The organism is Gelidibacter algens (genome assembly GCF_001678675.1).
Classification (GTDB): Bacteria; Bacteroidota; Bacteroidia; order Flavobacteriales; family Flavobacteriaceae; genus Gelidibacter; species Gelidibacter algens.
Genome location: NZ_LZRN01000036.1, coordinates 16876 through 29887, shown reverse-complemented (window position 1 = coordinate 29887; position 13012 = coordinate 16876). Strand labels below are relative to the sequence as shown.

Below are 13012 nucleotides of genomic sequence, written 5' to 3'. Positions count from 1 at the left end.
TATTCACCTTTAGTTCATTGCATACGTTTCCAATCAAGTGTTATCCATAATCATCAATTAAAACCACATGTCATGTGATGGGATCCTGATTTGATTTAAGATAGACGTTTATGGTACCAATGGCATTTATTTGACACCTTTATAGAAGTGATCGCAGATAAATTCATATCTTCCATAATTAATTGACATTTTGATACACGATTAAAATATTAAGACTAATAACCAATTCCCTCAAAATGAAGTTATACATTAAATACATGGTAAGCTTGAGGTGCAAGCTTATGGTAAAGTACGAGTTGGAAAAATTGGATTTAGCCTATACAACTGTTGAACTTGGAATTGTTGATCTCAAAAAAGGCATCACTGATGAATTAAAGCAACAACTGAAATTGAATTTAGGGGTAATTGGTCTGGAATTATTGGACGACGAAAAAAGTATTCTTGTAAATAAGATAAAAAACGTCATTATAGAAATGATCCATTATTCAGATGAAGTACTTAAAGTCAATTATTCGGACTACATCAGTGAAACGCTGGATTATGATTATACCTATTTATCAAATTTGTTTTCTGAAGTCAATGGTATTACCATTCAACATTTTATCATCAATCATAAAATAGAAAGGGTTAAAGAACTTCTACTGTATGATGAAATGAATCTTACTGAAATCTCCCATAGGTTGCATTATAGCAGTGTGGCCCATTTATCCAACCAATTCAAAAAAGTAACCGGCCAATCTCCTTCATTCTATAAAAAAATCGGCAAAAAAAGAAAAAGCAATTTGGAGTAATTTGTGTATTTTTATTTTAAGTAGTGTAAACTCTTGCTAACATGGATATAAATCATGCTGGTTCGGGGACCATTATTTGAAAAACCAAACCTACCCCAACTGCACAACTGTCCCAATACATCAAAACTTTGTCCAATACACTCTCCATTGGTTGCACTACTGGCACTCATTTACAGTGCCCTCCTGCCCTGTCGTGTGGCTGTAATGGCGTCTTTCCATCAACTAAATATATTAGCAAGCTTGGCTTTGTTGAGTGGCTTTTCTATAAACCCAATAACAAGTGGATTTGCCTTTGCCAGGTTGATGTCGTTGAGATTCACAGAAGATGACAGAATATAAATAGTGTAGTGCTCTTTTATTGAGGCATCAAAAAGTTCAAACGCCTCGAGGAACTCCCATCCTGATAGTGTAGGCATGTTAATGTCAAGAAAAAGTGTTGTTTTCCCATCTGGAGGGTTATGGTTGGGCTCAGATTTTATAAATTCCAACCCATCTTCTGGAACAGTGAAAGCGTTAACGTGCACAACCTCAAATGATTTTTTCAGAATCATTTTTGTAAGCGTATTGTTTAGTGGGTCATCGTCAATGAGGAGGAACCGTTTTGTTAGTTTTGTCATTTCTTTTCAGAATTAAATTTCGAACTCAATTGTAAATTCTGTTCCTTTATTGGGTTTGCTGGCAACAGTTATTTTTCCTCCTAGTGATTCTACTTGCGTTTTTACCATGAACAGTCCCATGCCCTTGCCTTCAACATGAGAATGGAAGCGATTGTACAACCCGAAAATTTTATCGCCTTTGGTTTTCATGTCAATACCCAAACCGTTGTCTTTAAATATAAGGATTATTTTTCCGTTTTCCTTTTTACTTTTTATTTCTATGCGTGGTTGCTCGTTTGGTTTGCTGTATTTAATACTATTGCTTATAAGGTTATAGAAGATACTGTAGATGTAAACTTTTAGTGAATAGATTTCATCCACTGCTGAAAAGTCGCGTTTGATAAACACACGATGTTTGTGTATGAGATTGCCTACACTTAGCATGATATCATTTACAAGTTTTGAAAAGACGATAACTTCTTTTTTCTCGTGGACTTCGCGTTCAATTTGCAAGATGACATTGATATCCTTAATGATGGTATCGAGGCCTGCAACGGATGCTGAAAGTCCTTGGAGAAGTTCTTTTTGCTCTTGTGGCGTGAGCATGTCATCCTGTAAAATTTCTGCGAAACCTATAATGTTGGCCGTTGGGGCACGAAGGTTGTGTGATACCATATAAGAAAACTGCTCCAGATCACTATTGCGCTGAACAATATCAGAAATCATTTTAACGCGTTCGCGCTCTGCTTTCTTTTCTTTCGTCAAATCTCTTAAGATACCGTATAAGTAAAGCGGATTGCCCTGATCGTCAAACTCAAACTTCCATTCGGATGATGCGTATCCTTTGGCACCATTTTTTCTTATAAATCTAAACTGAATCAATGAATCTTCGTACAAAGAGTAAGCCTCATCCATACTGCTAACAACCTTGGGCCTGTCATCGGGGTGGACAAATGACAGGAAGGCTTCACGAGAGGGCATTACTCCTGAGTTTATCCCTAAAATCCTATAAAATTCATCAGACCAACTTTGTTCATTGGTTACCATATCTACTTCATAACTACCCACATGGGCAATATACTGCGCTACATTCAATTTCGCTTCGCTCCTTATGACTTTATCTGCAGCTTTTTTACTTGCCGTGATATCTTGGCACGTACCAGTTGCAATCTTAGGAGAGCCCTTTTCGTCTCTGGAAACAGACCAAATTTCTTCCACCCATTTTTCTTTGCCTTTCAAGGTAATAATCCGATGTTCTATTGTACTAGACCCGCTTTTGTGGAGTGAATCAGCAAAGGCTGCATCTACTTTCTCCCTGTCTTCAGGATGAATAAAATTGAGGAAAGCTGAATGGGACGCTTCAAACTTTTCAGGATTGGATCCAAAGATCCGATGCGTTTCATTGGACCAATTTACTTGAAAGGTCTGCAAGTTTGTTTCCCAACTACCTACTTTAGCTACTGACTGTGCTGTAACCAGACGTATGCGTTCTATCTCTAATTCAGAAGCAAGTTTACGGTGCTTCTGCTCACTTTCCATAAGCATCTTATCAGCCATCAGTTTCTCTGTAATATCTGAGACCATCCATAACGAGCCCTTGTAAATATTGGCATCATCAAAAATAGGATTGGAGGATATTTGGGTCCAGATAAGCCTGCCATCTTTTGTTAAAAATGATGCTTTATAGGTTTCACTAATGCCTTGTTTTCTTCTTTTAAGAGCAACGTTGGCGGTCTGTAAATCAGCTTCGTCTTTAAAAAAGAAATTTGTTTTGCCCAACATTTCATCACATGGATAGCCAATAATCTCACACATTTTCTGATTCACAAAAGTGGTTTCACTGTGTTCATCTAACATCCATATGCCCTCCTGCGCGGTTTCTACAATCTGACGGTACCTGAACTCGCTTTCTCTAACTTTTAACCCGGCATTTTTACGTTCCGTAATGTCCTGAAAACTACCATGTATCTTAATGCATTTCCCATCTAAAAAATCTCCATGGCCAATTGTACGTACCCATTTCTCGTTTCCTTTAAAAGTAATGATCTGTAACTCTTCATCCCATGGCGTGCCATGTTTTATACAGTCCTTTACTTTTTGCTCAATGGTAGCTCTATGAATACCTTCCTTAAAATAACTGATGCCCTCACCTAAGAGCGGCACATAATCTTTATCTACTTCACGTATTTCCTTAGTAATGTCTGACCAATAAACAGTTTCCGTTACAACATCAATTTCCCAGCTGCCAACTGCCGCAAGCCTATTCGATTTTTCTAAAAGGTCTTCTAAATGTTTCTTCTCGGTAATATCTGAAACCATTCCCAATGACCCTTTAAAATTCCCCAGATCATCAAAAATAGGATTGGCTGATACCTTTGTGAGCACGTGTTTGCCATGTTTAGAAATAAAGTTGAATTCTAGATTTTCTGATATTCCCCTTTTTCTTCGCTCCAAAGCAACCACCGCTTTGTCCTTTCCATCGGCATCCATATAAAAGGAATGCTCTTTGCCTATCAATTCCTCCTCAGTGTATTCAAGGATCTCGCACATCTTTTTATTCACAAACGTTGTCCTGCTGTGTTCATCAATCAGCCAAATGCCTTCCTGTGCGGTTTCAACAATCTGCCGGTATTGTTTCTCGCTTTTTTCTATTTCTTTACGGGATAGTATTTGTTCAGTGATGTCATTGATAAAAAAGAAAACGCCTTCTATGTCTCCCTTGCCATTTTTATAGGCCTGGTAGACGAAGTCGATATAGAAATCTGTCATTACACCGTTTCCTTCTGTATCAACCTTGACCAACATCTCATTGCCAGTATACGATTCGCCGGTCTGGTACACATGATCTAACATGCCTACGAACCCTTGTTCAATAACTTCCGGGAGCACTTCTGCCACGGTTTTTCCGACAATATCTTTTTTACCTATCGATTGCAAATAGAGGGGATTGGCCATCTCAAAAACATGATTGGGGCCTTTCAACATCCCAATAGCCGATGGTGCTTTTAAGAACATTTCAAAAAACTGATCTCTTTCAGTTTCCACTGCTTTTTCCAGTATTTTTTTCTCGGTGACATCTTTGGCGATGCAAAACACTAACTGGAGCTTTTCATCCCAATTAACCGACCATAATAATGGAACAACCCTTCCGCTTTTATGCACGTACCTGTTTTCAAATAAGGGAACCTTGATACCATTATACATTTTTTCAGCGGCCTTGGAAGTCCTATCAACATCTTCTTCATACACAAGATTCATAAATTTACTGCCAATAAGCGCTTCAGGTGAATAACCCCAAACGTGTTGTGATGCAGCGCTGACATTTACAAACTCCCCATCAGCATTTATGGTACATATAACATCTAAGGAAGAATCGAGTATTTTATGAAGTTCTGAAAGTGTTTTTTGCAACTCGACCGAAGTATCACTCAGGTTGTTTTCAGCAATCTTTCTTTTGGTAATATTTTGGTGTGAGATCACTACTTTAGAATCATCTTCACCAAAGTTCATGATGGAGAGATTAAACCATCGTTGCTCAGTTGCAGAATGGCATGGGTATTCGAGTTCAAAGGTTTTTACTTCCTTATTGAATACCGATTGAATGCCCTTTAATGTTTGCCCTGCGATACTATCTCCCGCAGCCATTGATTTTTGGCAAACTTCAATATAGTTGCTTCCGGTAGAAACTCCTTTCAATGGGTCAACACCGTTGGTTTTGGCAAAATCGTCCCATGCCCTATTAACTGTTATAATAGTTCCCGTATGATCTATAACCGCAATATGCGATTGGAGAGATGCAAGGATTCCTCTATTAAATTGTTCACTTTCTTTTATAAGGTGTTCTGCATGTTTTCTTTCACTTAAATCACGAACAATCATTGAAGTCCTTTCTTCGCCATTAGCATTTTTATAAACTACAGAAGTAAACTCCCCTGGAAATGTCTCCCCATTTTTACGAATTGTTGTAACCTCAGCTTTCACCTTACCTGTACGCTGGCGTTCTTCAAGAGCGGCAGCCAACCTAGGGTCTTTGGTATCCACTAAACCAAATCTACCTGCTTCGCAAATTTCTTTCTCACTCATGCCAAACATAGTACAGGCAGCAGGATTTGCCGCGAGTATTTTTCCATCAGTTACGGTAAGAAGTATGGCATCCAAACTGTTCTCAAAAAGTGAATGGTATTTCTCCTCGCTGTCGTGTAAGTTTTGTTCTGCCTTTTTTCTATCGGTTATATCATAGATTATCTTGGCTGCTCCAATTACTTCTCCGTTGCTGTCTTTAATCGGAGAGATTGTAAGCGAAACGTCCACTCTTTTTCCATTTTTTGTAAGCCTTACGGTTTCAAAATGCTGTACAGATTCTCCTCTTTTTAGGCTTTCCATAAATCCCAATTCTTCCTGCAAACAGTCCGGCGGAATAATTATAGCAATGTTTTTGCCAATGGTTTCTGCCGCTGAATACCCCAAAAGCTCTTCAGCGCCAGTATTCCAACTGGTAATTGTGCCATCCAATGTTTTGCTTATGATGCCATCATTAGAAGCATTTACAATAGCAGCAAGATGTGCATGGTCATAAATGATGCGCTCACGCTCTTGTTCCAGGCTAAATTTCTCCATCGCATTCAGTACTGCTTGCGGTAAGCGATGCAAGCGATCTTTCAGGATATAATCATCAGCGCCGGCCTTCATTATTTCTACAGCATGTTCATCAGAAACAGTAGCTGTAACCAGTATGATAGGAATCTTCAATCCTTGACGTTTGATCATTTTTATGGCTTCTAATGAATCAAAGGAAGGCAGCGTGTGGTCGGAAATGATGATGTCAGGAGCAAATGCTTTGAGTGCCTTTTCAAAAGCTGTTTTATTGGCAACTACAAAGGTCTCAAATTGAATGTTTCCTTTTTTCAATTCTCTTTCTACCAATTCAGCATCAGTAGGCGTGTCTTCGAGGTGGAGTATTTTTAATTTTGTTTTCAATCTGGGAAATTTTTATGTGATTAAACGTGAGGTTGATTTTTGAGCAGCCAATAAAACCCAAGATCTGTTACTACTTTCGAAAAGTCATCAAACTCAACTGGCTTTACAATGTAGCTGTTGGCACCTAGTGCGTAGGCGCGTTTAATATCCGGATGCTCTTTAGAAGATGTAAGTACCACCACAGGGATTGCTTTTGTCTGTTCGTTGGCCTTTATTTGCGCCAATACTTCAAGCCCGTTCAACTTTGGCATTTTTAAATCGAGCAGAATTACTTTTGGCTTTTTGCTAATATCCCTAACGTCAAACTTCCCTGTTCCAAAAAGAAACTCAAGGGCTTCAACCCCGTTTTTAAGATGGATGAGATGGTTGTTGAGATTGGCTTTTCGAAATGCGCGAATGGCCAGTTCTGCATCGTTCTTATTATCTTCTATGAGCAGGATTTCGACGTTGTTATTTTCCATAATTTAGTTGCTTTAAACTATTCGTTTTCTACTATTTATCATTATCAGGTAAGCTAAAATAGAAGGTTGCTCCTTGTCCCTCTTTACCTACTGCCCATACGTTCCCGTCGTGCTTATCAATAATGCGCTTCACAATCGCAAGCCCTACACCATTACCCGAAAATTCTTCATCGTCATGAAGCCGTTGAAACACGCCAAATAATTTATTGCCATATTGCATATCAAAGCCTACGCCATTGTCGCTAATAGAATATATAATTTCCCCGTTTTTTTGTTCCGACTTTATTTCTATCATCGGCTTTTCTTTTTTAGAAGAATATTTAATGGCATTTAACAGAAGATTAGTCAAAACGTGCTGCAATAAATTATAATCTGCAACTGCAAGAAGTAGATTACTAAATTTTATTTCAGCATTATGTGTCATACTTTGATTGAGTGCTGAAAGAACAGTTTCAAGTAACATGTTCATATCTACAGTTGACTTTGTAATGCCTTTTCTCCCCAATCTAGAAAAGGTAAGAAGGTCGTCTATTAGCACACCCATTTTATTGGCGTTGCTTCTCACTTCACCCAAAAATCTTAAACCTTCCGCATCAAGCACAGTGCCATAATCTTCTTCCAGCATTTTTGCATATCCGTTTATGGCACGAAGCGGGGTGCGCAAATCGTGTGATACGGAATATGAAAAGGATTCTAAATCTTCGGTGCGCTCTTTCACCCGCTTTTCCAAATCGTCAACTTCTTTGTTAGAATTGCTTAATTCAGAAGCTCTTTTTTTCTTTAGCTCTTTTTGATAAGCGAGTTCTTCGTTTGCTAGAATGAGTTCTGCCGCGCGCTTATCTTTTTGTTCGTTTTGATAAGCGAGTTCTTCGTTGGCTAAAACGAGTTCAGCTGCGCGTTTATCTTTTTGTTCGTTTTGATATGCAAGTTCTTTGTTGGCCAAGAGAAGTTCAGCTGCGCGTTTATCTTTTTCCTTCTTTTGAAATGCGAGTTCTTTATTGGCACTGACGAGTTCATGTGCTCGTTTCTCTTTTTCTTGGTTTTGAAAAGCGAGTTTTTTGTTGGCAATGATGAGTTCTATTGTTTTTTCTTTGTTATCCATTTTGTTTGTTGATTAATTCTTTTTGATTAAGAATTGGACAGGGTCTCCAATGGATTAATGATGTTAAATTACGTTGTGAAACTGTGCGACTTATTTAATGAAGTTTTTTAAATTATCCTTTAAATTATCCTTGAGTATTTTATTATGTTGCGCGGTAAGATAGTTATTATAATTTACAGTCGTTATTGTAATTAAACATTTAAGTTTATAAATGAATGCGGTACGGAAAAACAAAACACACCAATTCGGCCTGAGCTTAAAAGCTTTATACAATTGGCTTACAACGTGTTAGACTTAGCAATAAAATCTTTGAAAATGTTTATAGGTCTTTTATTGCTTCAAGAATTTGCTCAGGTAGTGCATTTAAATCGGTTGGCTTATTGAGATACGTTGAAGCGCCGAGTGTGTGAAACTCATTGATACTTTCTTCGGAAAAAGAAGTGGAATACATGATGACAGGAATATGTTGGAGTTTCGCATCTGCTTTTAATTGCTTTAAACAATCGCGCCCATCCAAGCGGGGCATGTTGATGTCAAGAAAAATAAAATGTGGTAAGTCTTCTGCCGTTCTCAATAGCGCAATGGCCGCTTCACAGCCATTTGCCTCCATAAATTTAACGGAACTGTGAATTTTTCTTACTGCAGCTTTGAAGAAGAATCTATCATCTGCATCATCGTCTATGATCATAAAATTTGTTGTCTCCATAGTCTGTGGTTGGGTCCGTTATTGTGGTTGTGTAAAAGGAAGTATGACATGAAACGATGCCCCTATATGTTCTTGTCCAGCTGCAAACGTGAGCCCATTGTGGTTTTCAGTAATTTTTTTTGTGAGTGCTAAGCCAATGCCTGTGCCAACAAACGTATCTCTGTTGTGCAGACGCTGAAAGATGGTAAATATTTTTTCAGAATATTGTTGCTCAAAACCGATGCCGTTGTCTTTGAAAATAATTTCAACATATGAACTTGACGGATTTAAAGTGGGATATTTTTTAACGTCTTTTTCTGAAAGTGTGCGTGATGTGATGGTAATCACTGGTGGCACCTCTTCCCTCGAAAATTTAAGGGCGTTGCCGATGAGGTTGTAAAAAAGCTGGTTCATTTGCAAAGGGATGGCCTCAATGGTAGGGAGTGCATCGCTTTTTATTTCGGCTTTCTTTTCATCAACCAGTAGTTCAAAATCAGTTAATATATTTTTTAGGGTCTCATTTAAATTGGTGTTCTCAACTGATTTTTCGTGCTCCAGCAGGCGTGAATAATTGAGCAGGTCTTGAATCAGGTTTCTCATGCGGTCAGATGCAGCTTCAATTTTATCGAGATAGGTTTTTGCGCCTGTGGTCAACTCCTCTTGATATTCGTCCTGTAACCGTTTGGAAAAGGTTATAATTTTCCGCAATGGCTCTTGCAGATCGTGGCTTGTTATATGTGCAAACTGGCCTAGCTGTGTGTTGGTATGCTTCAGTTCTTCATTTGTTTTTTTGAGTTCAGTGGTGCGCTGGTTGACCTTTATTTCCAATTCTTCTGTAAAAGCTTTATGCTCTGTAATATCAGTACACGTTCCTATCCATCCTTTTATACTACCATTGCTGCCTTTTTGTGCTATGCTATGGCACAAATGCCAGCGGAAAGATCCATCGTGGCGCCTAAGGCGTTTTTCAGCTCTTAAGTCTTCTCCGGTTGCAACGGCATGATGCCATTTACTGACGTCATTTTCTATATCTTCATGAAAAATAGGTTGCTGCCACCCATCGTCTTCTAACTCTGCGTGGGTTAGGCCGGTATAATCAAGCGTGTGTTTATTGAAAAAATTTCTTTTTCCATCAGCCGTGGCTGTCCAAATCATATGAGGAACGTTTTCTGACAACACCCTAAATTTTACTTCACTTTCTTTTATTGCTTCTGCCGCTACTTTTTGCAGGGTAATATCTGTAGAAGTGGAAAGCACTTTAACCAGCTGGTCACTGGCATCATAAATTGGAGAAGCTCTGGATAAAAGCCATAAAGATGCGCCTGTTTTTTTATTGATTAATTGGGAAACAACTTCTGAAGACTTACCGGTTTTAAAAGTAAGCGCTGTTGAATGTTGATCAACAGGCATTGGTTGGCCTTGTTCATTCAATACAGTGAAAGTTTCATACGCCCTTTTTCTCAACTGTAATGCATCTTTTTCGGCAAGCACCTCTTCTGTCGTTGCATATCCTATCTGATTTGCTCCAATTTCATTCAGGTAAAGAATCTTCCCTGTTTTATCAAAATTATAGATGGCCGAAGGTACATTCTGGAAAGTGGTTTCAAGAAGTTCACGGGCGTCTTTAATTTTTTCTTCTGCTTCTTTACGATCTGTAATGTCAATGCTAGCACTGATATATCCTGCAAAAGTCCCATCTGGGTGAAATCTGGCTGGTATTTTGGCCAATAACCAACTATATTCTCCATTTTTATTCAAAATCCTGAACTCCAACTCATAACCTTCTTGATTTGCAAAAGCTGAAAGGTAAGTATCAACAACGCGATCCTTGTCTTCCGGATGTAATAAGTCCGCCCATCCTAACTTCAGTAAATCCTCCATCGGTCTTCCGGTAAGATCCACCCAAGCTTTATTAAAATAGGTCACATTGCTCGCTTCATCTGCGACTCCGATCAACACTTCAGTAGCCTCTGCCATGGTTCGGAATCTCGTTTCGCTTTCCTTTATTGCTTCTGCTGCTGCTTTTTGCTCCGTAATGTCTCTGAACGTCCAAGACCAGGCATAGTAGGTTCCATCCTCTCCCACTACTGAATAGCCGTGACGTTCTATGATTCTGCCATCAAGGTATTCCAGTTCGTCAATACTTGTCTCAGAAGGATGCTCGTACAGCCATTTTACTTTGTCAATAAACTGTTGTGGGTTTACCAATTGGGCCATAGCAAAAGCAAGTGCAAGCTCATCGTCTTTGGCATCGACAATCTCTTTAGGCATACGCCATACATCAATAAAACTCTGGTTGTAGCTAATAATCTTTCCTTTGGCATCTACAAGCAACAGACCATCTCTATTGGCTTCATTGTGTGCCTCTAGCAAGGCTTTCCGATATTGAAGCGTTTCTTCATTTTGTTTTCGCTCCGTAATATCTGTAAAAAGAACGGCTACTTTTTTACTGCCCTGATCGCCTAACCTGAAAGCATACGTTTCAAACCAGCGGCCCAATGCTTCACTGCCTTCAATAAATCGGTTTGGTTCTCCGGTTAAAGCCACTTTACCATAGATTTGAAACCACTCTTCTTCGAGATTGGGAATCAGCTCTCTTACAGTTTTACCAGTAACATTTTTCAAACCTGTTTGCTTTTCAAATACGGGATTAGTTTCTATATAAACACAATCCACTGGCTTGTTATCGCTATCAAAAATCATTTCGATAATACTAAAGCCTTGGTCCATGGCTTCAAAAATGCCACGGTATTTTTCTTCGCTTGCTTTTAATTTTAATTCCGATTCTTTCTGCTGGGTTATGTCTACGCTAATCCCTGTGAGTGTTTCAGCTTCGCCCTTTTCATTATAATAATATTTTCCAACGGAACGAATACAGCGGACAGCGTCATCATTTGCCCTGTTAATGCAGTATTCTACATCGTAAGAATTATGGATGTTTTTTGCTTCATCAATTTTTTCAAAAGTCTTTTCTTTATCCTCGGGTAAAATAAGTTTATGCCAGTCTTCATAGGTAAGGTCTGTACGATGGGCATCATATCCCCACATTTTTTTATGTACGGCACTCCATTCTAATTCCTGTTTTTGTACGTTAAATGACCAAGTGCCTACATTGGCGGAATCGGTGGCAAGCGTTAAATGCGCTGCTATTTTTTCAATAGCTTCTTCCGATTTTTTTTGTTCGGTAATATCTCTTGAAACAGAAATGATTTGTTGCACGGGTTCACCGGCTTTACCTACAGGCGATACCAATACATCCCACCATTTGGGTGTGCCTTTAGCAGTAGGGCAATACGCTATGAACTGTGCTATTTTTCCAGTTATTGCTTTATCTAATGATGCTTTTACCAATGCTTCGTTTTCACTGCCCCAGATGGTCCACCAATTTTTATTTTTAAATGTTGAAAAATCATCTATTTCCATCTGGCAAAGCCCGTTGAAGTTCATATACTGTATGCGACCTTCATTGTCTAATACTTTTAAACAATCAGGGCTGCTTTCTAAAACGGTGCGGTTAAAGAGTTCGCTTGCTTCAATTTGTTTGCGGGCCTCTGCTTCTACTTCAACTAACTTTGTTGCTGATACACGCGAGTTTGTTTCTTTTCGTAAACGGAAAAAGAAAAGCGTAAGCGCAACAATCGAAAATAACGAAAGCAACAATAAAAAGATGGGTGTGAGGGTGGCTTTACGGTCTTTAACCTGTATGCGCTGCTCCAATAATACATCTTCTGTTTGCAACATGAGCGCAATTTTATTACTCACTTCGTCCATTTTATTTTTGCTTTCAAGCAAAAGGCTATCTGTGGGCAAATTTGCGGATGGGCTATTTTTGAAAGACTCCAAGGTCTTGTTCAGCAGTAAATATCGTTCAGCAAGAAGTGTTTTGAGCTTTTTTAAATTTTCTTTCTGCCCGACATTGTCGCTAATGAGTGATTCAAGCTTAGAAAATACAAGGTTGCTGCGTTGTTCTGCACCGACAACGGACTGCAGAAAAACAGAATCATTAGTAATTAGAAAACCACGCTGCCCGGACTCTGCATCTGTTACAATGGAACGCAATTCAATAATATTAGCCTTGACAATTTGGGTGTCCATCACCAAATCAACAGATTTATTAAACTGCCTTATCTTGTTATAAGAAGTAAATGCAATCACAACCAATACGCCTGTAAGCAGTATAAATAATAAAGTGGACGTGTTTTTTGAAAGTTCTTTCATTTGTGAGGGCTGACTTGTAACATATAAAAGTTAATGGTTACACTGATCCTCCATTGATATATTCTCCTGCAGAGGCTCCTATTAATACAATGTGGAAATAATGTGCGCTTGCGGTTAGCTTGGCTTTATTACCTTGTTGTCCACTTTCTTTTGCCATTATCTATATTTTACTTTAATACTCG

7 protein-coding genes are annotated in these 13012 nt (G+C 38.7%); 1 reads left to right on the top strand and 6 read right to left on the bottom strand.

Features of this window, described 5'->3' with window-relative positions:
- Positions 1 to 236: 236 nt before the first annotated feature.
- Positions 237 to 791: a helix-turn-helix domain-containing protein gene (locus A9996_RS14775; protein ID WP_066436725.1), complete on the top strand. Its 555-nt coding sequence runs from the start codon at positions 237 to 239 to the stop codon at positions 789 to 791.
- A 218-nt stretch (positions 792 to 1009) separates the two neighbouring features.
- Here A9996_RS14775 and A9996_RS14770 read toward each other — a convergent pair whose 3' ends face one another.
- From A9996_RS14770 to A9996_RS14745, 6 genes are all read right to left on the bottom strand, one after another.
- Entirely contained in the window at positions 1010 to 1408 is a 399-nt protein-coding gene (locus tag A9996_RS14770; protein ID WP_066436722.1) for a response regulator, read from the bottom strand.
- 12 nt (positions 1409 to 1420) lie between these two features.
- A complete protein-coding gene (locus A9996_RS14765; RefSeq protein ID WP_066436720.1) occupies positions 1421 to 6364 on the bottom strand; it encodes a PAS domain S-box protein in 4944 nt (1647 codons plus the stop codon).
- 20 nt (positions 6365 to 6384) lie between these two features.
- On the bottom strand, positions 6385 to 6825 hold the full coding sequence (locus tag A9996_RS14760) for a response regulator (RefSeq protein WP_066436713.1): 441 nt from the start codon (positions 6823 to 6825) through the stop codon (positions 6385 to 6387).
- A 31-nt stretch (positions 6826 to 6856) separates the two neighbouring features.
- The gene (locus tag A9996_RS14755) at positions 6857 to 7927 is read right to left on the bottom strand and encodes an ATP-binding protein (RefSeq protein ID WP_066436711.1); all 1071 of its coding nucleotides are present in this window, start codon (positions 7925 to 7927) and stop codon (positions 6857 to 6859) included.
- 319 nt (positions 7928 to 8246) lie between these two features.
- On the bottom strand, positions 8247 to 8633 hold the full coding sequence (locus tag A9996_RS14750) for a response regulator (RefSeq protein WP_066436709.1): 387 nt from the start codon (positions 8631 to 8633) through the stop codon (positions 8247 to 8249).
- A gap of 18 nt (positions 8634 to 8651) precedes the next feature.
- Complete coding sequence (locus A9996_RS14745) at positions 8652 to 12830, bottom strand: PAS domain S-box protein (protein ID WP_066436703.1); 4179 nt, start codon at positions 12828 to 12830, stop codon at positions 8652 to 8654.
- Between the last annotated feature and the right edge of the window lie 182 nt (positions 12831 to 13012).

What these genes read in the sequence shown, in the direction of transcription:
- A9996_RS14750 (WP_066436709.1), bottom strand. Translation starts at nt 8,633, where the DNA reads ATGGAGACAACAAATTTTATGATCATAGACGATGATGCAGATGATAGA.
- A9996_RS14770 (WP_066436722.1), bottom strand. Translation starts at nt 1,408, where the DNA reads ATGACAAAACTAACAAAACGGTTCCTCCTCATTGACGATGACCCACTA.
- A9996_RS14760 (WP_066436713.1), bottom strand. Translation starts at nt 6,825, where the DNA reads ATGGAAAATAACAACGTCGAAATCCTGCTCATAGAAGATAATAAGAAC.
- A9996_RS14745 (WP_066436703.1), bottom strand. Translation starts at nt 12,830, where the DNA reads ATGAAAGAACTTTCAAAAAACACGTCCACTTTATTATTTATACTGCTT.
- A9996_RS14755 (WP_066436711.1), bottom strand. Translation starts at nt 7,927, where the DNA reads ATGGATAACAAAGAAAAAACAATAGAACTCATCATTGCCAACAAAAAA.
- A9996_RS14775 (WP_066436725.1), top strand. Translation starts at nt 237, where the DNA reads ATGAAGTTATACATTAAATACATGGTAAGCTTGAGGTGCAAGCTTATG.